The organism is Aquimarina sp. BL5, assembly GCF_003443675.1.
Classification (GTDB): Bacteria; Bacteroidota; Bacteroidia; order Flavobacteriales; family Flavobacteriaceae; genus Aquimarina.
The window spans coordinates 4,794,667-4,818,644 of the sequence record NZ_CP031963.1 but is presented as its reverse complement, the minus strand read 5'-3'; the positions used below and the strand labels follow the sequence as shown (position 1 = coordinate 4,818,644).

Sequence of the window (23,978 nt, the reverse complement as noted above, 5' to 3'; positions counted from 1 at the left end):
CATTTATTATGAAGACCTTATTATATAGTACATTTATCACTTTACTTTTATTAACAAGCTGTCAAGGCAACAGTCAAACACAGGATCAAAAAAAAGCCACCTTACAAAACCAAAATATAACCCCAGTTCAAACCAAACCAATTAACGGGATAGAGCGCGCTTATTTTGCCAGTGGATGCTTTTGGTGTGTAGAAGCAATTTACGAAAGTGTAAAAGGAGTAAAAGAAGTTGTCTCAGGATATTCAGGAGGACATACAGAAAATCCAACGTACGAATCAAGTAATACAGGACGAACCGGTCATGCAGAAGCTGTAGAAGTTTTATACGACCCTAAAATCGTCTCCTTCTCCTCTTTAGTTGATGTTTACTTTGGATCACAAAACCCAACACAGATAAATGGACAAGGACCAGATAGAGGATCTCAATACAGATCTATTATATTTTATCAAAATGACAATCAAAAAAACATAATCCAAAAAAAGAAAGATTTACTAGGTAAAACACTAAACAGAAAGATTGCAGCAGAAGTTACTCCTTTTCAAAAATTTTGGAAAGCAGAAGGCTATCATCAAGATTATGAAAAAAGAAACCCTTATAACAGATATATCCAAAATGTTTCTATTCCAAGACTGAAACGTTTTCACAAAAAATTCCCCGAACTAATTAAAGAAATCCATTAATCGATTTCTCATTACACATTTACAAATTCTTTATCAAAAGAATCGTATTCTCAATAAAATCGTACAGATAAAAAAGGTCAGCAATTTCTGACGACACCATAAATCATTAAAAAAAAGTGAAGTAAATTCTCCTTTTTTGAAGATGAAACAAAAGATTAATTTTGTTAAATTTTACTGGAAATTTAACACTAAAACAGTCTTTCAAACTTTACGAAAAATAAAACCACACAATACCGTAAGCACCTTACTATCAAAATTATACACATCCACTTCATAAGGCCTTATATCTAAAAAATCAGGAAAATACCATGCAAGCATAGCAATAAATGTTAAAATATTGTAAAAAAGCTCAATTTCGATGGTGAATATTTTCTCATAAAAAAGTTGAGGAAATCGAGTTTACAGGTAAATTATCCTTAACCGACTTCAACCCTTGTAAATTCAGCATAAATCAGATGTAATACACAAAATAATCGTTGAAAAACACAAATTGTTTAAAAAAAAAGTAGAATTTTATACAAAAAAAATGGAAACAAGTTGTGTTTTTCATATTAATAACTTACTTTTGTTTATAGTTTAAGAGTTTTCAACTCAGTTAATTAATTAACAAGTTTAAACTTATACTAAAGAAAAACATGTGTAAGTCATTGAAAAACAAATATTTAAACTAATAAAAGTTCTTTAAAAGATTGTAAATTTTAACACAATATAGAAATTTGTTAATAATTTATAAATGCCAAAAAAAATGTTTGGCATATTTTTTGAGAATGAAATTTTTGAACAATAATTTTAACAAAAACTTATAAAACGGATAAAAAAAAGAAGACATTAAAGCAAGAAAGATTAACATCTTTTATACAAGAACCCTAATCTGCTTTATTTTTTGAATTTTAATTATGTAAACACAGAAAGATTATGAAATCAATTTTTACATTTATTTTACTATTGGTGATGACATCCTCGACTTTTGCTCAGATAAGGTCGTTGGATCGCTATTTAATGGCAACCTCCAAACTAGAATTACGAACTGGACCAGGTGCAAACTTTGACATTATCGCAGAGATTCCTCAGGGAACGCAGGTATATGTTATTAGTTCTGGATACGGAGACTGGAGTACAGTCCAACACAAAAACGGTAATGGTTTTGTACAAACGAAATTACTAGCTGAAGATAGTAGTATTGCAGATGCTGAAAGAGCTGCAAAAGCTGCTGAAGCTAGAAAAAATGCTGCGAAACTTGCCGCTGAAGAAGCGATAAGAAAAGCAGAAGCTGCAAAAATTGCTGCTGCAGAAGCCGCAAGAAAAGCTATTGCTGAAGCAGAAAGATTGCAGAGACAGGCTGAAGCTGAGGCTACTGCCGCTGCCGCTGCCGCTGCTGCTGCAAATCAAAATAAAAGTGCCGCTGAACGTAGACGATTAGCAGAACTTGCTGATACGCAAAGAGCTTTAGAAGCAGCAAACAGAAGAACATTAGGTAACACGGATACAGCGTACAATCCTATAGAGTCTAAAACTGCTTCAAATGGCAGTAATGCTAGTTCCTCAAGAACTACTGCTGCTCCATCTAGAGTTACTAGAGAAAATAAGTTCGCTAGTTGGGAGAAAAAAACCTATAAGTCAGGTGCTACTCCTAAATCGTTCAACTTCAAAGGTAAATTCGAGTACAAGTTAGATAACTACCTTAAAGTAGATGTTGGTAATAACACAGATGTTGTTGTTAAACTTGTAAAAATGGGTAAAACCGAAAAAGATGATGAAACTGTGAGAATTGTTTACATTAATAGTGGATCTACTCAGTTTATCAGAAATATTCCTCAGGGTGAGTACTATTGTGTAATTGCTTATGGAAAAGAATGGAAAGAATCCCCTAGTAAAAACGGAAAACGTCAAGGAACTTTCACAAAAAATCCTTTATATGAGAAAGGACAAGATATCTTAGATTACAATACAATTAAGACCTCAGAAGGTATCAATGTACCGTCTTATAGCTTGTCTTTAGATCTAATGCCTAATGGAACATTATACAATAATGATGCAGAAGATCAAGATAATATTGATGCAAGTAAATTCAATGCATTCTAAGAAAATAATCTAAATAAAAATATATTTTATTATCACCAATAATAAATGTAAAGTAAAAAGGCACCATTAAATGGTGCCTTTTTTATTTCTAAATTGTCCCGTCCTGAAATATCGATACACTAAAATCTTAGTGAAATGAAAAAATCAGTAACGACAGGTTCTGTCAAGCGGACACAAAAAGACTACTCGCTCTCTTTTAAACTTCAATTAGTCGAAGAAGTTGAGTTAGGTTTGTTGTCAAAATCTCAAGCAAAGTTAAAATATGGTATTCAAGGCGATTCTACAGTCACAAAATGGTTACAAAAATATGGTACCTTTGATTGGGAAAACCAAGCTCCTAAAACAATGTCAAAAACTCCTGAACAAAAAATTTTAGAACTTGAGGCAAAAGTTAAACTTTTAGAAAAGCAGAAAGCTAGAGCAGAACACCTAGCGGAGCGTGCAGATAAGAAAGTAATTATCTTTGATATGCTTGTTGATATGGCAGAGAAGGAATATGACATTCAGATAAGAAAAAATTACAAACCCGAGTTATCGATTACTTCAAAGAACAACACAAAGAAACCTTAGTTTCTACCTGTGATTTACTCGGGGTAAATAGACAGGTTTATTACAGATCTATTAAATCAATTCAGCATAAACAATTAATCGCTCAGCAAGTTATTGACCTAGTACGCTCTATTAGAAATCTGATGCCTAAATTAGGCACTAGAAAACTATATCATCTACTTGAGCAAAAACTAATGGTTTTAAAAGTTGGTAGAGACAAACTTTTTAGAATACTTAAAGCTAATCATATGCTCATAAAACCCAAAAGAAGCTATCATATTACCACAGACTCACATCATAGGTTTAGAAAACATAAAAATATAGTCAGTGATCTAGAGATTGTTAGACCCGAACAAGTATGGGTAAGTGATATTACTTACATAGGAAATAGAGCAAATCCATCCTATTTAGCTTTAATTACTGATGCTTATTCCAAAAAAATAATGGGGTATAATGTATCTAATACTTTAAATATGGAAGGTTCTTTGCAAGCTCTAAGTATGGCATTAAAAAACAGAAAATACCAAGCAAAGTCTTTAATACATCACTCCGATAGAGGCTTGCAATATTGTTCTAACGAGTATCAGGTTTTACTGAAACTAAATAATATAAAAGCCAGTATGACTGAAAAGTATGACCCATATGAAAACGCCATCGCAGAAAGCATCAATGGAATATTAAAACAGGAATTTGATATTGCAAAACATAGTAGTAATCTTGAAATGAAACAAAAAATGGTGAAAAATGCAGTCGAAATCTATAACCAAATTAGACCTCATTTATCAAATGCTATGCTAACTCCTATCAAAATGCATAATCAATCCGTACTAAAAAGAAAACAGTACAATACAAAAAAGCTTAAGGATGCTAGCATCCTTAAGCTTTAAATTATAAATTTAATCCTTTAATAATCTGTATCGATTATTTAGGACTAGACATTATATTTAAAACAACAAAAGACAATTCAATTCATAATAAGATATACAATTACAAATTCAATCTAAAGTAATTGTATTAGGTTGATCTTTTCAACCTTAATCCACCATAATAAAGGCCTTAGTGTTTATAATTAAACTACTAAGGCCTTTATTAAAATTTTATTGATTTCTAATTAAATATAGCGAGTTTTACTCTTAATTTAAACACTACTACTTTAACTATAACTATACCTATCCATTATTACGGTGTCTTTCCCTAGCTAATAATGTATTTTTAAGAAGCATTGCTATAGTCATTGGACCAACTCCTCCGGGAACCGGTGTAATAAAAGAAGCTTTTTTACTAACATTTTCATAATCCACATCACCTACAATCCGATACCCTCTCTCTCTAGTATCATCTGCAACTCTCGTTATACCAACATCGATAATAACAGCATCATCTTTAACCATTTCAGCCTTCAAGAAGTTAGGAACTCCTAAGGCAGAAATAACAATATCCGCTTGAGAAATAATCTGAGTTATATTTTTAGTATGACTATGGGTTAATGTTACCGTAGAATTACCAGGCCATCCTTTTCTTCCCATTAGTATACTCATAGGTCGTCCTACAATATGACTTCTTCCTATCACCACTGTATGCTTCCCTTTGGTATCAACATTATAACGCTCCAATAGTTCCAAAATACCAAATGGAGTAGCAGGAATAAAAGTTGACATATCTAATGCCATTTTACCAAAATTCATTGGATGAAAACCATCTACATCCTTATCAGGATCTACTGCCAACAATACTTTCTGTGTATCAATTTGTGGTGGTAAAGGAAGTTGAACAATAAAACCATCAATATCCGAATTTTCATTCAATTCTTTGATTTTAGCTAACAGTTCAATCTCACTTGTAGTACTAGGCATTTTAACCAAAGTAGACTCAAAACCTATTCTTTCACAGGCCTTCACTTTACTTCCAACGTAAGTTAGACTTGCCCCATCATTTCCTACTAATACAGCTGCAAGATGCGGAACTTTTTCGCCTCGATCTTTCATTTTCTGAACCTCTACAGCGATTTCATTTTTTATATCATTACTTACTTTTTTTCCGTCTAAAACTTCCATATTAAACCCCTACTCTATTTTTAAATTATATATTGTTTATACAAATTATTTCATTTTACCCATCATCTGCATCATACGCTTTCCGCCCCCACCTTGCATCATCTTCATCATTTTACTCATTTGATCAAACTGCTTAAGTAATTGATTGACTTGCTGTACAGAAGTACCAGAACCTTTGCCTATGCGCTTTTTTCTGCTTGCATTTATAATTTGAGGTTTTGTTCGTTCATCTGGCGTCATAGAATGAATAATTGCTTCTATGTGCTTAAAAGCATCATCATCTATATCTACATTCTTCATCATTTTACCAGCTCCAGGAATCATGCCGACAAGGTCTTTCATGTTACCCATTTTCTTAACCTGCTGAATTTGCTTCAAAAAGTCATCAAAACCAAATTGATTTTTAGCAATCTTTTTCTGTAATTTTCTCGCTTCCTCCTCATCAAATTGTTCTTGAGCTCTTTCTACAAGGGAAACTACATCTCCCATTCCCAAAATACGATCAGCCATACGAGAAGGATAGAACACATCAATAGCTTCCATCTTCTCTCCAGTACCAATAAACTTAATCGGTTTATTAACAACAGATTTAATAGAGATAGCTGCACCACCTCTAGTATCACCATCAAGCTTGGTAAGTATTACTCCATCAAAATTTAAAACATCATTAAATGCTTTTGCCGTATTCACTGCATCCTGACCTGTCATAGAATCTACAACAAATAATGTTTCATCTGGGGTAACCGCTTTATGAATATTCGCTATCTCGGTCATCATTACTTCATCAACAGCCAAACGACCTGCTGTATCAATAATCACCACATTAAATCCATTAGCTTTAGCGTGAGCAAGACCGGCTTTAGCTATTGCTACAGGATCATTATTACCTCTATCACTAAATACCTCAACGCCTATTTGCTCTCCTACTACGTGTAATTGATCTATCGCTGCCGGTCTATACACATCACAGGCTACTAAAAGAGGTTTTTTAGTTTTTTTAGTTTTCAGAAAGTTAGCTAGTTTTCCAGAAAATGTAGTCTTACCAGAACCTTGTAATCCTGACATCAAAACTACAGATGGGTTTCCTGATAAATTAACTCCTGCAACTTCTCCACCCATCAATTCGGTCAACTCATCTTTTACAAGTTTCACCATTAATTGTCCAGGCTTAAGACTTTTAAGTACGTTCTGACCTAATGCCTTTTGCTTTACAGTAGCTGTAAAATCTTTTGCGATTTTATAATTTACGTCCGCATCAACTAACGCTCTACGAACTTCCTTAAGTGTCTCAGCAACATTTACTTCTGTAATTTGACCGTGGCCTTTTAGAATATGTAACGCCTTATCTAACTTATCACTTAAATTATCAAACATATGCTTTCTTCAGGTTTTTCTACTTCTGCTTTTTTAGCAGACAGGTGCAAATTTAATGATTTGAAGTGTATTAATAAAGAATGGTTAAGACAGAATTCTAAATATCCTAAGAGAAATTAGCTTAAAATAAAAAAGCTATTAGAAAGAATATGAATTCTCTTTCTAATAGCTTTCTGGACATAATAATTTTGGCTAATTCAAATTTACGTCCTTTACTTTATAAAGATGGAGGAATTAATACTCCGTTAATTACATGTACGACACCATTAGACGCCTCAATATCGGCTATATCGACTCTTATAATTTCGTTTAAAAATACTTCTCCATTGATCATTTCAATAGTAACTTCATCTCCTTGAACCGTAGCAACAGTCTGACCTGCAAGCAAATCAGCTGCAGTAAATTTACCTGCTGCAACATGATACAAAAGCACTTCTGTTAATGCTTCTCCTTGAGGAATCGCATCCAAAGCATCAAATGCATCATTAGTAGGTGCAAATACTGTAAAAGGACCTTCGCCATTTAAGGTATCTACCAAATCCGCTACTTGTAATGCTCCAACCAACGTAGAGAGTTCTGGTGTTGCAACTGCTATCTCTACAATAGACTGCAGATCAGCTGGAGGAAGTAATACTCCTTCAATTACGTGCACGATACCATTAGACGCCTCAATATCAGCAATACTAACTTTTATATTTCCATTCAAAAACACTTCCCCATCGATCATCTCTATGGAAACTTCATCTCCTTGAACCGTGGTTACAGTCTGACCATCAATCAAATCAGCTGCAGTAAATTTGCCTGCCGCAACATGATACAAAAGCACCTCTGTCAATGCATCTCCTTCGGGAATCGCTTCCAAAGCGTCAAATGCATCGTTAGTTGGAGCAAATACGGTAAAAGGACCTTCACCGTTTAATGTATCTACTAAATTAGCAGCTTGTAACGCTCCAACTAATATAGAAAGCTCTGGCGTCGCCACTGCAATCTCTACAATTGATTGCAAATCAGCTGGAGTAAGTAATACTCCATCAATAACGTGCACAATACCATTAGAAGCTTCAATATCAGCGATACTAACCTTTATATTTCCATTTAAGAAAACGTCTCCGTCAATCATCTGGATAGTAACCTCATCACCTTGAACAGTCGTAACTGTCTGACCGGAAAGTAAATCTTCTGCTGTGAACTTACCTGCAGCAACATGATATAAAAGCACCTCTGTTAATGCATCTCCTTGTGGAATAGCATCCAATGCATCGAACGCATCGTTTGTAGGAGCAAATACTGTAAAAGGACCTTCGCCATTTAGCGTATCAACTAAATTAGCTGCTTGTAACGCACCTACCAAAGTAGAAAGCTCTGGTGTTGCTACTGCAATTTCTACTATAGAAGGTAATGGTTGAAAAGATGGTGGTATTAATACTGCGTCAATAATTTGGATTACTCCATTAGATCCGCCAATATTAGCAGAAAGAAGTTTTACTGTATCATTGATAACTATTTCATTATTCTCGTTTAGACTAACTTTTACATCTTCTCCTTGTAGTGTTGTTATCATCTCTTCTACTAACAACTCAGGTGTATTAAATCTTCCACTGGCAACATGATATAAAAGAACCTGCTTCAACACTTCTAATTCTGGAACTTCATCTAAGGCTGCGAAAGCTTCATCTGTTGGTGCAAAAACTGTAAAAGGACCTTCGCCCGATAATGCCGCTACTAAATCTGTAGCTTGTAAAGCTCCTACTAAAGATGTAAATCTACCATCCTCAACAATTAAATCAACTATAGTCTTATCCGGAAAAGTGATTTCTATCAATTCTGCACTCCACTCTCCTCGTCCTATACCGTTACCAAAAATTCTAAATCCTCCTTGTAGATTACCTTCTGCATTCACTCTTCCAATTCCGAAAATAAAACCTCTACCGGGTGGATTGATTATTAAATAAACAATTCCATCACTTACAATAGCTCCTCTTGCTCTTGCTCTAGTTCCATCAGGCAATAACAAATTTCCTCTTACAATTGTAAAACTTGCATGATACAAAGTGAAATGTAATCTAAGCTCACCTTCAATCTCGGTTCCAGCTCCCGCTCCACTATTTACTGTAGCTGAAAAATCATATACTCTTCTTTCTCTGCTAATATCGAATCTAGAATTTTTAGAATCTGAAAAAGATTTTCCATCATTTTCAGGTTCTGAAAGCTCTCCATCAATAATGTTTTGGGTCATTTCTTCAATTTCGTCAAAGCTTATAATCTTTGACTCTTCAAATTGGATCTGATCAGGGTTTGATTGGTCTAACTCGTTATTATCCGTTTGGCAAGAGACCAAAAGAGACGTTACAAAAAGGCACAAGAACGGTACCGTTAATCTTTGGATTAGCGTTTTCATTAGTTTTAATTTAAATTAGTTAATACTTAAAATGAGTGTGAAAAAAAAGGGCATTTAGTTTTGAAAAAATTGGAGGTTCCAATTTCTAAATGCCCTTTCGGGGGAATTATATTTTGAAGAAAATTATATTAGTTTAATGGATTTGGAATCATTACTTTATTGATCACGTGAATAATTCCATTACTCGCTTGCACATCAACAGCAACAACTTCTACATCGTCATTTCCTGCTCCATCGGTTAAATTAGCTATAGCACCATTAGTTCCTGGAATACTAACCGTAAGAGCATCTCCTTCTAGTGTACCTGGTGTAACCAAACCATCACTTAAATCACTAGAACGTACATTAGCCGCTCCAATTACATGGTGAAGTAATATTGGTGTTAAACCACTTTCGTCAGGAATTGATGCAAGTGCATCAAATGCCGCATTCGTTGGAGCAAAAACTGTGAAAGCAGGATCCAAACCATCCAAATTGCCCGCTTCAGTTCTAGACAAAATGGCAGCAAAATCTGTCATTGGAGTTAAATCTGTTAATGCGGATACTAAGGTAGAAAAATTAGCATCAGCTGTTGCAAAAGTTACTACGGTAGGCAATTCAATTACTGCATCTACCTTATGAATTACTCCATTAGATGCTACAATGTCTGCTTCACTAACGTCAGAAATACCATTGAACGAAACACCATTATCTGTATTGATATAAATACTTAGGTTATCCGCAGTATCACCATAAGTAGCTAATGTATTAGCGTATGTTGTAGTTAGTGCTGTAGAAACATTTGTTCCTGCGATTACGTGGTTTAATAATATCTGTTCTAAAGCAGCAGCCGAAGCTCCTGAAATATCACCCAAATCCGTGAAAGCATCATTGTCTGGAGCTAATAAAGTTAAATTACTATCTTCTCCACTTAAAACAGCAGCAAAATCTGTACTAAATCCTGCAGTTGTAGTAGCCACCGTTGCTAGTGTAGAAAAATTACTATCTATCCCAACGAATGTAAGCATTGTTGGTAATGGAATCACTTTATCAACTGCATGTATTACACCGTTATCTCTCATTATATCCGGTGCAGTAACTGTAGACTCTCCATTAATAACTACACCATTGGTAGTATTAATATACATACTGATGTTTGCTCCAGAATTAGCCTCAGTAGCTATATTTTTCACATAACCAGTTGTTAAATCTGTAGAAGTTTCAGTAGTACCTAGTACATGATTTCGTAAAATTTGTTCTAGAGTTGCAACAGGCACATCATCTAGGGATGCTCCATCTAAGAATTCGGTGAATGCAGCATTATTTGGCGCAAATACAGTAAATGTACCTGTTCCGTTTAAAGCAACATCCAGCCCCGTTCGTTGTAATGCTGCTAACAATGAGCTATAATCTGCATTATCTGCAACGAAATCGGCTATAGTCATCGAATCTGGAATAAATGTAGTATCATCATCATCACTACAAGAAGCGATTGAAATTATACATAATACTAAAAAAGCTTTTTTGAAAAAATTTTTCATGTTATTGGTTTTAATTTTTATGATTAATTGTTCGATGATTAAACAACTGATAAAAGAAAAGTGCTACCTCAAAAATTGATTTTAATACTTTTTTAACTTTTTGTTTAATGTTTTAGTTAAAAAAATTAAACAAAATTTATCCATCATTTTCTTCACAGGATGTCTCAAAGGCAAGAATTCTAGACAGTAGCTCATCGTTATGTGTTGCATCCAGATACTCTCCATTACTAAGTAGTAATCTAATAGGGTAATTTATTGCCACCAAAGTATTTTCATCAAGATTCTCCATAAACCCAAACACTTGAGCGTCATGCAAAACCTCTAAAGTATTAATTACATTATTATTAGAATTAAAAGTTGCAAATCGAAAAGGATACACGAAATCCACGCATTCAATATCATCATCCTGCAGTTCGCAGCTATTGGCTAACAATTGCAACTCTATATCATTTTCAATAATTTCTTCTACGTGATTATCCCTAGTTACAGTAATAGGAAATTGAATTTTAATATCATCAGATTGATTTAATCGATTATAATCTCCTATTTGATCGATTACAATTTCCTCTGTCATATTTCTTATTATGGAATACGGTAAATTAATACTATAGCAATTACCTCCATCTACCAAATCGTCGTAAGATCCGTCATGAGTAACAATATTCCTCATTAATCTTGCTAATTGTGAATCTTTCGGAATTGTATTATCAAGCGTCGGATCAATAAGCTCTCGCTCTTCTTCTTGGCAAGAAATCATAAAAAAAGCACAACTAATAAACACACCTACAATACAATACCTTAACTTTTTCATATCCCTATTCTTTATACAATTTACTATAATAACAATTTAAGTGCTCAAATTCCCACTAGCTTAAGTTTTTTTTTAATTTTGAAGAAAACTAAAAATGCCTAAAGACCTATTCGAAAATGTTTGTGAAGAAAGATTGTTTTCAGAACTTTTCGTAAAACATTCAAAAAATCTTCACGACTTTATCTATTATAAATACGGTGAACATATCAATCCAAAAGATCAAGTTCAGGAAGCATTTATTAAACTTTGGGATAATTGTAATAAAGTTTCTTTGGAAAAAGCAAAAAGTTTTTTGTTCACAGTTGCCAATAATCTTTCGTTAAACCAAATAAAACACGATAAAGTAAAATTAAAGTACCAGCAAATAGAAACAAAGGGCTCAACCAACGAAAGCCCACATTTTGTATTAGAAGAAAAAGAATACCTTCAAAAATATCAAACAGCACTTACAAAATTAACGGAAGCTCAGCGAGTGGCTTTTCTTATGAATAGAGTTGAAGGAAAAAAACATAAAGAAATTGCTGAGTTACTGGGGATTTCGAGAAAAGCTGTAGAAAAAAGAATTTATGGTGCTTTGGAGAAATTAAGAAAAGATATTGAGGGAATTTAAAAAAACATAACGTAAGGGGTAGGAATTAATGCCTTTCGATTGTTATAATATTAAGAATCTTGTTATGAAAAAGAAGGATCTTATTAAAAAGTGGTTGAACAACGAACAACTCACTAAGCATGAATCACAGGCGTTTGAGAAATTGGACGCCTATGATTCTTATTTGAAAATATCTGAAACTGCGAAAAAATTCAGTGCTCCGGATTACGATATTACAGGTAATCAGGAAATACTTAAACAGAAATTATCAGAGCGAAAAAGAATTACACCTAAAAACTCTTATCGAAAAACGTTTTTGCGAATTGCTGCGGTTTTCGTTCTCGGACTTGGGTTGTATTTTTCTTTCTTTAAAGAATACGATACAACAATAGATACTATCGCAAGCCAAAAAACTACTCACGAGTTACCTGACAAGTCTATTATAAATCTTAATGCGCTTTCTTCCATATCTTATGATAAAGAAAATTGGGATGATGAGCGCAAACTATCTTTAAAAGGAGAAGCATATTTTAACGTAGCAAAAGGTAAGAAGTTTGACGTTTATACACCATCCGGAGTTGTAAGTGTTATTGGAACTCAATTCAACATTAAGCAAAGAGATGATATTTTCGAGGTAACTTGTTATGAAGGAGTAGTAAGTGTTACTATTGCTGATCAAACAAAATATTTAAAAGCAGGAGACGCTTTAGAATTAGTTGCAGCACAGATAAAAGAAAAGAAAATTACGGATAAAGAACCTATTTGGTACTCTTCTAATAAAAGTTATTTTCAGGAAACTCCATTCATAAGAGTGTTGAAAGAACTAGAATGGCAGTATGGAGTAACAATAAAAACAAAAAATATTGATCATTCTATACTTTTTACGGGTAATTTTGTACATTCAGATATTCAAAACGCACTAAAGGCAATTACGATTCCGATGCGTTTAAAATATGTGATTAATAACAAAACCGTAACTTTATACAAAGAGTGATTAAACCCAAAATCCTCGTTTCCAGTCTCCTAATATTTTTTGTTCTTTTTACGGCTACATCCCAAACCGAAAAAGACACATATTCTCTTATATCTATTTTAAAGACTATCCAGAAAAAATTTGGATACGATTTTTCATATATTAATCAAGAACTAGAAGGAATTCATATTCCCAAACCTTTGGATTCAATAAATTTTGAAGAAACCATAAGGCATCTTGAGACCAACACACCTTTTAACTATACTATTTTAAAAAATAATACTGTCGCATTAAGTTTTAAACCTGTAGAAATTTGTGGAATTCTAAAAGGCACTGATAATCTTATTATAAGTGATGCGACTATCCAGAGTTCGGAGCATGCTACAATTAGTGATCCTGAAGGTAAATTCATACTTAAAATTGAATCACCTAATGAGAAAATCAAAATTAGTTATCTAGGATATGTACCACTAATACTTTCTTCACTAGACTTTATTAAGGAACCTTGTAAAAACATTACTCTAACGCAAAAAGTCGAATATATAAATGAGATTATACTTAATAATTATTTAATTAAGGGGATAGATAAGCAACTAGATGGTTCTGTTCGTATAGATTATAATAAGTTTGGCATTCTACCAGGCCTTACCGAACCTGATTTATTACAGACTATCCAAGCCCTTCCCGGTATTCTGAGTGCAAATGAGACTGTTTCTGATATTAATGTTCGTGGTGGAACTAATGACCAAAATCTTATACTATGGGACGGGATAAAGATGTACCAATCCAGTCACTTTTTTGGACTTATTTCTGCATTTAATCCATATCTAACCAAAAACGTTCAAGTATTCAAGAATGGTTCTAGTGCAAGGTATGGAGATGGAGTTTCGAGTGTGATCGCTATGAATACTACCAACAACATTAATGATGAATTAGATGCTAGTATTGGTTTAAACTTAATAAGTGTGGATAGCTATATTGACACTCCTATCAACAAAAAATCTTCCATTCAATTAGCCGTAAGACACTCGATCAATGACATCTTGAAAACCCCTACCTATAATAGATTTTTTGATAGAGCTTTTCAGAATTCTGAAGTAATTATTAGTAATAATTCTGATGAACGATTTTCTTTTTATGACGCAAGTATGAGATGGTTGTATCAACTATCATCCAAAGATCTTATTAAAGTGAACGCCTTGGTAACGCGTAATAATCTTGTTTTTCAGGAAAATAATATGGATAGTCAGATTGATATTTCTAGAGAAAGCAGTGCTAAACAAAAAAATATTGTAGGCGGTATTCTGTACCAACGTAATTGGAGCGAAGTTTTTCTGAGTGAACTACTCCTCTATGGAACAAACTATACACTAAAAACGGTTAATTCGGATATACCAAACAATCAAAGGCTTTTACAAGAAAATGATGTTTTGGAAAATGGTGTAAAACTGAATACATTACTTAAGACTAATTCAAATATTAATTTAAAAAGTGGATATCAATTTAACGAAACAGGAGTATCATATCTACGGGATTTAAATAATCCAACGTTTAGAGATCTTACAAAAGAAGTCGTTCGAACGCATGGTATATTCTCTGAGATAGAATACAAATCTGACAGTAACTCTATATATGCCAATTTGGGAGCTCGTCTTAATTATTTAGAGAAATTTGACACCTATATTTTTGAGCCCCGTATAAATCTTTATAAACGATTTACGAATCATTTTACATTAGAACTTCTCGGTGAAATAAAAAGCCAATCAAGTTCTCAGATTATTGATCTTCAAAATGATTTTTTAGGGATAGAAAGTCGAAGGTGGGTATTATCAAATAATGAAGATATCCCTATCCTAAAAAGTAAACAAGCATCTATTGGTCTAAGTTACAACCATAATAATTGGCTAGTTACAACAGATGTTTATTATAAAAATGTTGAAGGTATTATTACGCGAAGTCAAGGTTTTCAAAATCAATTTGAATTTGAAAATGATCATGGTAGTTATTCTGTCTTAGGAATTGATTTTTTAGTCAACAAAAGATTTAAAAACTTTAGTTCTTGGCTTAGTTACTCCTATGCGGACAATGAATACACATTTAATAATTTAAGCCCTTCTAATTTTCCTAATAATATTGATATACGTCATAATATAAACTTTGCTGTTGCATATAATAAGAACAATCTAAAAATCTCTGGTGGTATTAACTGGCATAGTGGAAAACCGACTACTTTACCTAACCCTAATAATATGATCGAAAATGAGACTATAGATTACTTAAATCCCAATAGCGAACGGTTGGATAGTTATATTAGATTAGATATTTCCTCTACCTACACTTTTAAAATTACAGAAAAAATAAATGGCCTTGCGGGAATTTCTATTTGGAATATTACTGATCAGGAAAACCCTTTTAACACATATTACACTATAAGAGATCAAAATGATATGGAAGAAGTCGAAGAAGTAAAAGAATTAGGTCTTAGTATTACCCCAAATGCGGTTTTCCGTCTAAATTTCTAAAGATTCTTTACTCCATTGTAAGTAACTATATCTTCTCCTCCAGCTACTTTCTCTATACTTTTGATTATTTCAAAACCATTTTTCTTAAAAAAATCTCTTGTGCTAATATTAATTCGAGTTGTTAAGACTTCTATGTTAGCATCTTCCGCGACGTTCTCTAAAGTTTTATATAACTCTTTTGCAATGCCTCTACCTTGATAATTCTGATGGACAAAAATATATTCTATTACTCCATCTTTACTAAGAGAAAATGAACCAACCACCTCTCCATTTAGTTTTGCATTGTACACAAAATCTTCAGTAAACTTTTGAATCCAATGTTTTTTATCTAAAGCTAATCTAGAAAATATTTTTACTTCTTCTTTAGTAAAAATTTTGGAACCATAAATAGTAACTGTCTGATAAAACAGACGCTGCATTAAAGGTAGATCACTATCAGTAGCTCTAGAAATTTGATAATTCATTTCGTATAGTAGAAGAAAACTTCTTTTATTATGGGGTAAAACAACTTTTTCCTAAAATAAACAAAAAACACTTAGAAATAAAAATTTTTGTTAAAAAAAACATAAAATTAGATGAAAATATTGTAATTTATACCTGCCCTAAATAATATACATGAAACATCGCTATAATTATCTGACATTGATATTACTCTTTTTTAGTAATATTTCTCTTTGTCAACAAAAACAATTAGACAGTCTTATTCTAGTTACTAATTCTGTATCGGATTCATTACATATTAACTTAGCAGCTGACCTAATTTATGAATTGGGCTTAAATGAACAATTTGAAGAAGGTTTAAAATATTGCGACTCTTTTATAAGAATTTCTAAAAACATAAAATATGACAAAGGAGTTGGTCAATTACACAATGAAAAAGCATCTATATATAACCAAACTGATGAACTCTATGAATCATTGAAATGTTTTGATCAGGCGGCTTTATATTATGGAAGAATCAATTACACCAGAGGACTTGCAATGATTCAAAACAACAAAGCTGTTATAGAACAGCGATTAGGGAATCCAGAAAAGAGTATTACCCATCTCTTAGAAGCAAACATATACTATGAAAAACTAAAAGACAGCGTTAGTCTATCGACAACTATCAATAATATTGGCAATGTATATGGAGACCTTAATGAATTTGAAGCAGCTAAAAAATATTACTACCAATCATTACAACTTAAAAAGAAAACGAATTCAAAAACTATCGGTTCCACACTAAATAATTTAGCTATAGTTTATACAAAAGAAAAGAAGCTAGATAGTGCATTAGTATTACTTAATCAATCTTTAAGAATAAACAAAGAAGAAAATGATAGTAAAGGTATCTCTGAGACATATAGCGCATTGGGAAAAATCTCTTTTATTAAGAAAGAATATCATCAGTCCAAAAAGTATTACGAGTCTGCACTTTTTCTCGGTGGAAAAATAACTTATAAAGAACGGCTTACCCGAACAAAACTATCACTAGGCGAAATTGCTATCAAAACGAACAAATATCAAGAAGCAGACACATATATATCAGCAGCTAGGAAAGAAGCTGAAAATCTTAACTCTACCCCTTTATTACTTCATAGTTATGATCTATCTTCTGTATTAGATTCTGCTAGAGGTAATTATGTAAGTGCCTACAAGTGGCAAAAAGAATACAAAAATCTATTTAATGAACATACACTTAAAGAAACCAGCCAGAAAATAGACCTAGTTAAAAAAAGGCTTGAAAACGAAAAAAGACAACAAGCTGTTTTGGATAAACAAAAAATAGCAGAACAAGGAGTTAAGGAAGAACTATTTAAACAAAAAATTTACACATACGTTGCAATTGCTGCTTTTGCTGTGGCATTTATTTTTATCATTGGTATCGTAAAAAGTAGATTACAAAGGGCAAAATATATTAAGGAACTTAACGAATCTAATCAGGTAAAAAACAAACTGTTTTCTATAGTCTCCCACGATTTAAAAAATGAAATTCACGGACTTGATAATACTCTTAATTTATTAAGAGATGATGTGATTTCCGAAAATGAATTTAAGGAAATAATTCCACTATTGTCTAATAGTGCTCATCAGACATCTTTACTGCTAACTAATCTTTTAAACTGGTCTAAGTCTCAAATGAATGAGCTTAAGGCCAATCCCAAAACTTTTGATTTCTCTGAAATAATAAAAGGTAAATTTGTGTTTTTTGCATCCAAAGCTTCTAAGAAAGGAATTAGACTTATTAATAATATGAAAGAAACTACGATAGTCTATGCAGATAAGGATATGTCCACGATTGTAACTCAAAACCTAATTGCTAATGCTATAAAATTTTGCAACTCGGGCGATACAATCACCATTTATAAAAAGGAAGAAGAAGATAGTACCAAAATTTATATTGAAGATACAGGAATAGGGATTTCTAAAGAAAATATAGTCAAACTTTTTTCTGATGAAAACCTAACTACTAAAGGCACGAACAATGAAACAGGTACTGGGTTAGGATTAAAAATCTGCACAGAGTTAATTACCCTCAATCGAGGAACCCTAGACGTTGAAAGCAGTCAAGGAGAAGGAAGCACTTTTTGCATTGCACTTCCTAAAACACAAGTCTCATAGATTATTACATACGCTCTGGAACCTGAATTCCTAATAGTCCAAATGCTGATTTAATAGTAGCACCAACTACTCCCGAAAGCTGAACTCTAAAAATCTTTTCTGCTTTAGAATCTGCCCCAAATATAGATACATTCTGAAAAAATGAATTATATCCCTTTACTAGATCATAGGTGTAATTAGCTATAATTGCTGGACTTAAATCCTTTGCTGCATTCTGAATAATTTCAGGATATATTTCTAATAATTTTATTAATTCTTTCTCTTTTCCATCCAATGATATATTTTTCGAAGAATCATTCAAATCAAAATCTGCTTTACGTATTATAGCTTGAATTCTTGCATATGTATATTGGATAAAAGGTCCAGTATTTCCTTGAAAGTCTACCGACTCGGAAGGATCAAAAAGTATTCTTTTTTTAGGATCTACTTTAAGAAGAAAATATTTTAACGCCCCTAAACCTATAGTTTTGTAGACATCATTTTTTTCTTCTTCAGAATACCCTTCTAATTTTCCTAATTCTTTAGAAATCTCTCCTGCAGTTTCTGCCATTTCTATGATAAGATCATCTGCATCTACTACAGTACCTTCTCTACTCTTCATTTTCCCACTTGGTAGATCAACCATTCCGTAACTAAGATGGTGTAAATTCTTGGACCAATCATATCCAAGTTTTTTAAGAATCAGAAACAGCACTTTAAAATGATAATCTTGTTCGTTACCAACGGTATAAATCATTCCTCCGATATCTGGATTATCTTTAACACGCTGTATGGCTGTACCAATGTCTTGGGTCATATATACTGCTGTACCATCACTACGTAATACCAATTTTTCATCCAGCCCTTCATCCGTAAGATCACACCAAACTGATCCATCTTCTTTCTTAAAGAATACGCCACTAGTAAGACCTTCTTCTATATTATCCTTTCCTAAAAGATAGGTGTTACTTTCATAATAATAACTATCAAAATCAACACCTAATGCTTTATAAGTCTGATCAAAACCAGCATATACCCAATTGTTCATGGTTTTCCAAAGTTCCACAACATCTTCATCACCAGCCTCCCATTTTCTAAGCATTTCTTGAGCTTCTATTAAAATAGGAGCTTCTTTTTTTGCTTCATCCTCTGTTTTACCAGAAGCAATCAACTTTGATATTTCACTTTTATATTCCTTATCAAACTTTACATAATAATTCCCTACTAGTTTATCTCCTTTTAATCCACTAGACTCTGGAGTTGCGCCATCACCAAATTTTTGCCAGGCCACCATACTTTTACAAATATGAATTCCTCTATCATTAATAATCTGGGTTTTATATACTTTTTTACCACTAGCTTTAATGATTTCTGATACCGCATAACCTAATAAATTATTTCTTATATGGCCTAGATGTAATGGTTTATTTGTATTAGGAGAAGAGTATTCTACCATAACAGCTTTATCTCCATCTTTTGGAGTTACAAAACCATAATGTTCGATATCTTTTATTTCTGTAAAAAAGTTAAGATAATATTGATCAGCAATTACAAGGTTTAGAAATCCTTTTACCACATTAAATGATGTAATCTCTTCTACCCGTTCCACCAAATACGTTCCCACAGCTTCCCCAATCTGAACGGGATTACCCTTTACGACGCGTAACATAGGAAAAACTACTACTGTAATATCGCCTTCGAACTCCTTACGAGTGCCTTGTAATTCTACAGATTCTAAGTTAGCACTATATAGTTCTTTTATTGCTGCTTTTACCTGTCCTGAAATGGTTTGCTGTAATGTCATTTTATAAATTGTATTTGATACAAAATTTAGGCAGCAAAGATAATAGAAATATAATCTTCTGCCACTTCAATACGCATCAATTCGTATCTTATAACAAAAGCCAGTTTACAACAATTTAAACGGTTACTATATAAAACTTAGCCCTAAAGGTATTTTAGTAGGTGTTAGAGTTCGCTTAGAAACATATGTATTAGCTATTCCTAGTTCTAAAGTGAACATTTACAAGAAAAAGCAAAAGAACATAGTGTTGGCAAGGATAAATATTTTATTAAATTTTATGCAAAAAGTACTGATATCTTAATCCATAGACATAAAAAAAATAGTAAGCTACGAAGCAAATAATAGGTTCACAAACATGGAAGATTTATTATAAAAAATTACTAAATCTTTAATCACTACCATATATAAAATCCTTCTCCTCCCAGTTAGTAAAACCAATTTATTTCTTCGTATCTTTTACCTAAAAAGATGCGGATATTACTTACTGGTGCCAATGGCTATATTGGTATGAGATTGCTACCTCTATTATTAGATTCTGGTCACGAAGTCATCTGTACTGTTAGAGATAAAGACAGACTGTCAATCGATCAAGAGACTGTGAAAAAAATTTCTGTTGTAGAGATCGATTTTTTAGAAGATCCGGACATTAAAATTCTACCAAAGGACATTGATGCAGCCTATTATCTAATTCATTCTATGAGTTCATCAACTTCTGACTTTGACAAAAAAGAAGAGATTTCTGCTCAAAACTTCAATACATATGTTGCTCAGACCAATATTAAACAGGTAATCTATCTAAGCGGCATTGTAAACGAAAAGAATTTATCTAAACACCTTTGGTCGAGAAAGAATGTTGAAGAAACCTTATATCAAGGAAATTTTAATCTAACCGTTTTACGATCAGGGATTATCGTTGGATCTGGAAGTTCTTCTTTTGAAATCATAAGAGATCTATGCGAAAAATTACCTGTTATGATAACCCCAAAATGGGTCAACACCAAAACGCATCCTATTGCCGTTAGAGACGTTCTAAGTTTTATGACAGGAGTGTTAGGCAACTCGGAATGCTACAACCAATCATTTGATATCAGTGGGCCTAATGTAATTACCTATAAACAAATGTTATTGCTTTATGCAAAAGTAAGGGGAGTCAAACTATTTATTTTTACGTTACCTGTTATGACTCCTAAACTTTCTTCTTATTGGTTGTATTTTGTAACCTCTACTTCTTATAAACTTGCATTAAATCTGGTCGATAGTATGAGCATACCAGTAGTTGCTAATGACAAACGATTACAAGAAATGTTAGGAATTGAGCCAATGACATATACCAAAGCGCTGGAATTAGCATTTATCAAAATTGAACAAAATCAGGTTGTATCAAGTTGGAAGGATTCTATGATTAGCGGCCGTTTTGATAAAGATATTCAGAAATATGTTACGGTTCCTAAAAAAGGATGCCTTAGAGACAAGAAGAAGATTAAAATTAGTGATCCTAATCTGGTGGTTGAAAGAATATGGGCAATAGGTGGAGAAACCGGTTGGTATTATGGAGATTGGATGTGGAAAATAAGAGGACATATTGATAAATTTTTTGGAGGAGTTGGATTAAGAAGAGGAAGGACAAACCCTGATAAAATTTACTCTGGAGATGCTTTGGATTTTTGGCGAGTTTTGGTTGCTGATAAAAACGAAAAGCGCTTACTACTTTTTGCTGAAATGAAGGTGCCGGGAGAAGCCTGGTTAGAATTTGACATTGACGAAAACAACATCCTCCATCAAACCGCTACATTTAGACCTAGAGGAATTTGGGGCAGATTATACTGGTATCTGATGGTTCCTTTTCATTACTTTATATTTGGAGGAATGATACGCAATATCGTATCACTAAATAAAAAATAATATAGACAAAAAGCGTTATTTATCGATAAATAACGCTTTTTTGTTAAAATATTAGTATTTTTGTACAAAAATCACATGCAGAGATCATTACTTTTTCTAGGCTTATTAATTACTACAATTAGTTGTAGCAATAAGATAGAACAAGGCTCTCAAATTAATGATCTCACAGAAATATTATCAGGGAAATTTTCTTCAAATAAACAAGCAAAGGAAGAATCTGGTTATTCTGCAGTATGTTTGGTCAATATTCCCATCTGGGATGATAGACCAGGGTATTGGTTTTATCAAGAATTGTATGATGAAAAAAACAGCACCTCAATTTATAACCAAAGAATAATAAACTTTAAGAAATTAGATAGCTTAACCATTAGCAGTGTTAATTATATTATTCCCGATCGAAAAAGATATGCAAATGGCTGGAAAGACATTTCAATTTTTGATCATTTAACTATTGATAGCCTCAAAATCAGAGATGGATGTGAAGTGTATTTCAAAAAGAAGACATCTACTATTTACCATGGAAAGACAAAGAAAGGAACTTGTTCGAGTAGTTTCAGTAATAAAATATCTTACACAACAAGTAACATAGTTATCAGTAAAAATAAAATCACTTCTTGGGATCGAGGTTATGATACACAAGGAAAACAAATATGGGGCAAAATTCAAGGGCCTTATAAATTCATTCGAGTCCAAGAAGACTAAGAAATTAATTCATAAAATCTCCTAGTGTTTTATTTTCTAAAACTTTTAAGGTATTATCTCTTACCTCAATCATAAGCTTATGCACTGTACAAGCATCTTCATCAGGACAATCATCACATTTTTCATAAAAGTTCAAACTTACACAAGGTAACATTGCTATTGGTCCTTCTAAAACCCTTATTACCGAAGCCATTGAAATTTCTTTAGGTTCTTTAATCAGGTAATACCCTCCTCCTTTTCCTTTTTTAGAACCTAAAAAACCATTCTTACGAAGGGTGAGTAATATACTTTCTAAAAATTTTTGAGAGATATTTTCACTTTTAGCAATCTCAGATATTAAAACAGGATGTTCACACCTTTTTCTTGCTATATAGGTTAGTGCCTTTAATCCGTATTTTGTTTTCTTCGAAAGCATTTATTCATTTATTCTATCAAAAATAGTTAAAAGATATCACTTCGTATTTTAACAATATCTTTCAACTATTTTTCTGATCATAATTATCTTTTAGGGAGAAAAACTTCCGCCATCATACAACGGGCACTCCCACCGCCTAATCTTTCAATTGTTTCAAGATTGCTATGCAGAATATCACAATGCTTCTCTATTTTAGAGACTTGATCTTTTGACAAACTATTATATGCTGCAGAAGACATTACTAAATATTGTTTTTCATCAGCACCAACTACTTGTAACATATTCCCAGCGAAGTTATTTACCTGAGCTTCAGTTATAGCAATTATTTCTTTACCGTCATTCTTTAGGTGATTTACTAAGCTTTTTCGTTCTTTTTTATCATCTACACAATCTAAACACACTACAGCAAAAGTCTCACCGACTCCCATCATAACATTAGTATGATAAATTGCCAATCGCTCACCTTTCACCGTTTGATATGCTGTGAAAATTACTGGAGTATATTCAAAATCTTCACAGAACTCAATAAGCAATTGTTCATCTGCTCGTGGCGAAAGTGCGCAGTACGCTTTTCTATGAAATCTATCTAAAACTAAACTTCCTGTACCTTCAAGAAAAACATCATCTTCCTCCGCTGTGGTATAGTCTATTACATTTTTTATTTCAAATCCAGCGTCTTCAATCATATCTAATACTTCCGGACGACGTTCCCTTCTTCTATTAACAGCAAACATAGGATATAAACCTACATCTCCATTTTCGTGAAAAGAAACCCAGTTATTTGGGAAAATAGAATCTGGTGTATCATTTTCTGGCTTATCATCTATTACAATAACATTCACACCTACTGATTTTAGTTTTTCGACAAAACTATCAAATTCTTTTTGTGCTATTATATTGACGTCTTCCTTACTATTATTATCAGTAGTATCCTGATAGTAGTTGTTAACCGCTGTTTCCTCATTCATCCTAAATTTAACTGGACGAATCATTACTATGGTATTTGTGATTTGTTTCATT

Annotated in this window: 19 protein-coding genes; 10 read left to right on the top strand and 9 right to left on the bottom strand. The window is 32.8% G+C overall.

Going from position 1 to position 23,978, the window contains the following annotated elements; genetic code table 11:
- Positions 1–8 precede the first annotated feature (8 nt).
- The 4 genes from msrA to D1818_RS20105 all read left to right on the top strand — a co-directional run bounded on the left by msrA (position 9) and on the right by D1818_RS20105 (position 4,198).
- A complete protein-coding gene (gene msrA / locus D1818_RS20115) occupies positions 9–680 on the top strand; it encodes a peptide-methionine (S)-S-oxide reductase MsrA (protein WP_118461146.1) in 672 nt (223 codons plus the stop codon).
- A gap of 915 nt (positions 681–1,595) precedes the next feature.
- On the top strand, positions 1,596–2,762 hold the full coding sequence (locus D1818_RS20110; RefSeq protein WP_118461143.1) for an SH3 domain-containing protein: 1,167 nt from the start codon (positions 1,596–1,598) through the stop codon (positions 2,760–2,762).
- A 135-nt stretch (positions 2,763–2,897) separates the two neighbouring features.
- Complete coding sequence (locus D1818_RS25645) at positions 2,898–3,332, top strand: transposase (RefSeq protein ID WP_199726272.1); 435 nt, start codon at positions 2,898–2,900, stop codon at positions 3,330–3,332.
- On the top strand, positions 3,296–4,198 hold the full coding sequence (locus D1818_RS20105; protein ID WP_199726273.1) for an IS3 family transposase: 903 nt from the start codon (positions 3,296–3,298) through the stop codon (positions 4,196–4,198). Before D1818_RS25645 ends, D1818_RS20105 begins: the two co-directional genes overlap by 37 nt.
- A 282-nt stretch (positions 4,199–4,480) precedes the next feature.
- Here the strand turns inward: D1818_RS20105 and D1818_RS20100 are convergent, their stop codons facing one another.
- The 5 genes from D1818_RS20100 to D1818_RS20080 all read right to left on the bottom strand — a co-directional run bounded on the left by D1818_RS20100 (position 4,481) and on the right by D1818_RS20080 (position 11,468).
- Complete coding sequence (locus tag D1818_RS20100; protein WP_118461141.1) at positions 4,481–5,365, bottom strand: bifunctional 5,10-methylenetetrahydrofolate dehydrogenase/5,10-methenyltetrahydrofolate cyclohydrolase; 885 nt, start codon at positions 5,363–5,365, stop codon at positions 4,481–4,483.
- Between the two features lie 45 nt (positions 5,366–5,410).
- Positions 5,411–6,739, bottom strand: a complete 1,329-nt coding sequence (gene ffh, locus D1818_RS20095) for a signal recognition particle protein (protein WP_118461139.1) — start codon at positions 6,737–6,739, stop codon at positions 5,411–5,413.
- 217 nt (positions 6,740–6,956) lie between these two features.
- A complete protein-coding gene (locus D1818_RS20090) occupies positions 6,957–9,137 on the bottom strand; it encodes a fasciclin domain-containing protein (RefSeq protein ID WP_118461137.1) in 2,181 nt (726 codons plus the stop codon).
- Between the two features lie 128 nt (positions 9,138–9,265).
- Positions 9,266–10,657: a fasciclin domain-containing protein gene (locus D1818_RS20085; RefSeq protein WP_118461135.1), complete on the bottom strand. Its 1,392-nt coding sequence runs from the start codon at positions 10,655–10,657 to the stop codon at positions 9,266–9,268.
- A 136-nt stretch (positions 10,658–10,793) separates the two neighbouring features.
- Positions 10,794–11,468, bottom strand: coding sequence for a hypothetical protein (locus tag D1818_RS20080; RefSeq protein ID WP_118461133.1), 675 nt, complete (start codon positions 11,466–11,468; stop codon positions 10,794–10,796).
- A 94-nt stretch (positions 11,469–11,562) separates the two neighbouring features.
- Between D1818_RS20080 and D1818_RS20075 the strand changes: the two genes are divergently transcribed.
- From D1818_RS20075 to D1818_RS20065, 3 genes are all read left to right on the top strand, one after another.
- Positions 11,563–12,078, top strand: coding sequence for an RNA polymerase sigma factor (locus D1818_RS20075; RefSeq protein ID WP_118461131.1), 516 nt, complete (start codon positions 11,563–11,565; stop codon positions 12,076–12,078).
- A 64-nt stretch (positions 12,079–12,142) separates the two neighbouring features.
- Positions 12,143–13,051, top strand: a complete 909-nt coding sequence (locus tag D1818_RS20070; protein ID WP_158596923.1) for a FecR family protein — start codon at positions 12,143–12,145, stop codon at positions 13,049–13,051.
- A complete protein-coding gene (locus tag D1818_RS20065) occupies positions 13,048–15,552 on the top strand; it encodes a TonB-dependent siderophore receptor (RefSeq protein ID WP_118461127.1) in 2,505 nt (834 codons plus the stop codon). The genes D1818_RS20070 and D1818_RS20065 overlap by 4 nt, the downstream gene beginning before the upstream one ends.
- Here D1818_RS20065 and D1818_RS20060 read toward each other — a convergent pair.
- Positions 15,549–16,016, bottom strand: coding sequence for a GNAT family N-acetyltransferase (locus D1818_RS20060; RefSeq protein ID WP_118461125.1), 468 nt, complete (start codon positions 16,014–16,016; stop codon positions 15,549–15,551). The two genes, D1818_RS20065 and D1818_RS20060, sit on opposite strands and share 4 nt — an antisense overlap.
- Positions 16,017–16,167: 151 nt before the next feature.
- On the opposite strand from D1818_RS20060, the gene D1818_RS20055 reads away from it, so the two are divergent.
- On the top strand, positions 16,168–18,156 hold the full coding sequence (locus tag D1818_RS20055; RefSeq protein ID WP_118461122.1) for a tetratricopeptide repeat-containing sensor histidine kinase: 1,989 nt from the start codon (positions 16,168–16,170) through the stop codon (positions 18,154–18,156).
- A 4-nt stretch (positions 18,157–18,160) separates the two neighbouring features.
- Here D1818_RS20055 and argS read toward each other — a convergent pair whose 3' ends face one another.
- The gene (argS, locus tag D1818_RS20050; protein ID WP_118461120.1) at positions 18,161–19,939 is read right to left on the bottom strand and encodes an arginine--tRNA ligase; all 1,779 of its coding nucleotides are present in this window, start codon (positions 19,937–19,939) and stop codon (positions 18,161–18,163) included.
- A 468-nt stretch (positions 19,940–20,407) separates the two neighbouring features.
- Here argS and D1818_RS20045 point away from each other — a divergent pair, with 468 nt between their 5' ends.
- Positions 20,408–21,841 (top strand): SDR family oxidoreductase, encoded by a 1,434-nt coding sequence (locus tag D1818_RS20045; RefSeq protein ID WP_118461118.1) that lies wholly within the window; start codon positions 20,408–20,410, stop codon positions 21,839–21,841.
- Between the two features lie 75 nt (positions 21,842–21,916).
- A complete protein-coding gene (locus D1818_RS20040) occupies positions 21,917–22,543 on the top strand; it encodes a chromophore lyase CpcT/CpeT (protein WP_118461116.1) in 627 nt (208 codons plus the stop codon).
- 4 nt (positions 22,544–22,547) lie between these two features.
- Here D1818_RS20040 and D1818_RS20035 read toward each other — a convergent pair whose 3' ends face one another.
- Both D1818_RS20035 and ctlX read right to left on the bottom strand, forming a co-directional pair.
- Complete coding sequence (locus tag D1818_RS20035) at positions 22,548–22,958, bottom strand: Rrf2 family transcriptional regulator (RefSeq protein ID WP_118461114.1); 411 nt, start codon at positions 22,956–22,958, stop codon at positions 22,548–22,550.
- A gap of 83 nt (positions 22,959–23,041) precedes the next feature.
- On the bottom strand, positions 23,042–23,977 hold the full coding sequence (ctlX, locus tag D1818_RS20030; protein ID WP_118461112.1) for a citrulline utilization hydrolase CtlX: 936 nt from the start codon (positions 23,975–23,977) through the stop codon (positions 23,042–23,044).
- Position 23,978: the final 1 nt, after the last annotated feature.

Excerpts from the sequence above, each read along its gene's own strand:
- D1818_RS20090 (WP_118461137.1), bottom strand. The coding sequence starts at position 9,137 with ATGAAAACGCTAATCCAAAGATTAACGGTACCGTTCTTGTGCCTTTTT.
- ffh (WP_118461139.1), bottom strand. The coding sequence starts at position 6,739 with ATGTTTGATAATTTAAGTGATAAGTTAGATAAGGCGTTACATATTCTA.
- D1818_RS20110 (WP_118461143.1), top strand. The coding sequence starts at position 1,596 with ATGAAATCAATTTTTACATTTATTTTACTATTGGTGATGACATCCTCG.
- D1818_RS20035 (WP_118461114.1), bottom strand. The coding sequence starts at position 22,958 with ATGCTTTCGAAGAAAACAAAATACGGATTAAAGGCACTAACCTATATA.
- D1818_RS20055 (WP_118461122.1), top strand. The coding sequence starts at position 16,168 with ATGAAACATCGCTATAATTATCTGACATTGATATTACTCTTTTTTAGT.
- D1818_RS20045 (WP_118461118.1), top strand. The coding sequence starts at position 20,408 with ATGCGGATATTACTTACTGGTGCCAATGGCTATATTGGTATGAGATTG.
- D1818_RS20075 (WP_118461131.1), top strand. The coding sequence starts at position 11,563 with ATGCCTAAAGACCTATTCGAAAATGTTTGTGAAGAAAGATTGTTTTCA.
- D1818_RS25645 (WP_199726272.1), top strand. The coding sequence starts at position 2,898 with ATGAAAAAATCAGTAACGACAGGTTCTGTCAAGCGGACACAAAAAGAC.
- D1818_RS20100 (WP_118461141.1), bottom strand. The coding sequence starts at position 5,365 with ATGGAAGTTTTAGACGGAAAAAAAGTAAGTAATGATATAAAAAATGAA.
- D1818_RS20085 (WP_118461135.1), bottom strand. The coding sequence starts at position 10,657 with ATGAAAAATTTTTTCAAAAAAGCTTTTTTAGTATTATGTATAATTTCA.
- D1818_RS20080 (WP_118461133.1), bottom strand. The coding sequence starts at position 11,468 with ATGAAAAAGTTAAGGTATTGTATTGTAGGTGTGTTTATTAGTTGTGCT.
- ctlX (WP_118461112.1), bottom strand. The coding sequence starts at position 23,977 with ATGAAACAAATCACAAATACCATAGTAATGATTCGTCCAGTTAAATTT.
- D1818_RS20040 (WP_118461116.1), top strand. The coding sequence starts at position 21,917 with ATGCAGAGATCATTACTTTTTCTAGGCTTATTAATTACTACAATTAGT.
- D1818_RS20070 (WP_158596923.1), top strand. The coding sequence starts at position 12,143 with ATGAAAAAGAAGGATCTTATTAAAAAGTGGTTGAACAACGAACAACTC.
- argS (WP_118461120.1), bottom strand. The coding sequence starts at position 19,939 with ATGACATTACAGCAAACCATTTCAGGACAGGTAAAAGCAGCAATAAAA.
- D1818_RS20060 (WP_118461125.1), bottom strand. The coding sequence starts at position 16,016 with ATGAATTATCAAATTTCTAGAGCTACTGATAGTGATCTACCTTTAATG.
- msrA (WP_118461146.1), top strand. The coding sequence starts at position 9 with ATGAAGACCTTATTATATAGTACATTTATCACTTTACTTTTATTAACA.